At 40.2% G+C, this 1,710-nt stretch carries 1 protein-coding gene; it reads left to right on the top strand.

Annotation, left to right across the window (positions count from 1 at the left end):
• Positions 1-158 precede the first annotated feature (158 nt).
• Positions 159-1,469 carry an IS30 family transposase gene (locus tag G608_RS0117715; protein ID WP_026497103.1) on the top strand — a complete coding sequence of 437 codons (1,311 nt, stop codon included), beginning with the start codon at positions 159-161 and terminating at the stop codon, positions 1,467-1,469.
• The last annotated feature ends 241 nt before the right edge of the window (positions 1,470-1,710 follow it).

A 1,710-nucleotide genomic window follows, 5' to 3' on the forward strand; every position in this document is an offset into this window, starting at 1 on the left:
ACTTAAATGTAATTTTTAATTCCAGTTTGCAAGAGTAAATTCTAGGGTTATGGAAGTTACTCTTACACATATATACTTGCCATATTGATATTCACATATAGATCTCTATATAATGTTCGGGCAGCTGATTGCCTGCCTGTGCAGATTGGAGATTTATTATGAATAAAGGCAATCAGAAACATATAACATTTGAACAACGTGTAGAGATTGAAAAAGGATTGACCGAAAACAAGTCCTTTGCTGAGATAGCAAGGATAATCGGGAAAGATCCTTCAACTGTCTCAAAGGAAGTACGTTTGCACGCTCAAGTTAAAGAACGGCCAGATCCCGGATATACAAATCCACCATGCATACACCGCAAAGACTGCCAGATAGTATGTCTGTGTGACGATCAATGCGGCAGGCTCTGTAAGATATGCAGAAAGCCTGATTTCAGATGCATAGATATATGTCCCGGTTATGAAACCGCTGAGTGTGCCAAGCTCAAGAAGCCACCATATGTGTGCAATGGATGTGGGAAGAAAACTCATTGTTCTATGCCCAGAAAGTTTTATTCGTCCAAGTATGCACATGATGAGTATCGCAGAGTCCTTGTTGACTGCAGGTCTGGTATAAACCAGACTCCGGAGAGCATACAGGCAATGAATGACATCCTTGTTCCACTGATAAAGGATAAGCATCAGTCAATAGGTCACGTATATGCTACTCATGCAGAAGAGCTTGGGTGTTCCAGAAGAACACTCTACTCTTATATCAATGATAGTGTCTTTGACGTCCGTAATGGAGACCTTAGGCGTGCTGTCAGGTACAAGAAACGAAAGAAATCTACTCAGGCAAGTGCAAGAGATCGTTCCTATCGTAAAGGTCACAACTATGAAGATTTTCTCAAATATCTCAAGGAGCATCCTGATGTAAATGTAGTTGAAATGGACTGCGTAGAGGGCCAAAAGACTGAGAATAAGGTTATTCTGACCTTCACATTCCGTAACTGTAACCTGATGCTTATGTTCTTGCTTGAGCATCAAAATCAAGACTGTGTACTAGAAGTATTCAAGTGGTTAGAAAACAACCTTGGAAAGGAAGCTTTCAAAAAGCTGTTTCCCGTTATACTGACTGATGGTGGCACAGAGTTTTCTGCCCGCGAAGCGATGGAAACATTCAGTGACGGCTCAGAAAGTACTATAGTTTTCTACTGTGACCCTTATTGCTTTTGGCAGAAAGGTGCTTGTGAGAAGAACCACGAATACATACGTTATATCAGACCCAAGGGAAGCTCTTTTGCTGATCTTGATAAAGATAAAATTCATCGCATGATGAATCACATAAATAGCGAAAAAAGAGACAGCCTCAATGGGCACAGCCCATATGAACTATCTCTTTTACTCCTGGACAATTCGATTCATAAAGCATTGGGCCTAGAACATATAGCCCCAGATGATGTAATGCTGTGTCCAGCCCTGTTGAAATAAAATAGTTTAAGCACAGGCAGATTTCACTGCACCAGAATTTAGTCTTACATACAAGGCATGTGGAATTTAGTCTCGCACACTATTTTCCAGGTGCCCCATTAGCATGCAAAAAACTATCAAACTGGGTGCTTATGGGCTCATTATATGGCAAAAATATGAAATTGTTAAGGTGCAAAAACGGAATTTAAATCCGCATTTTGAGGCATTTATTAGCAACTGGAATTTACTTTTTCATTTAAGT

Source organism: Butyrivibrio sp. WCD3002 (assembly GCF_000424265.1).
Classification (GTDB): Bacteria; Bacillota; Clostridia; order Lachnospirales; family Lachnospiraceae; genus Butyrivibrio.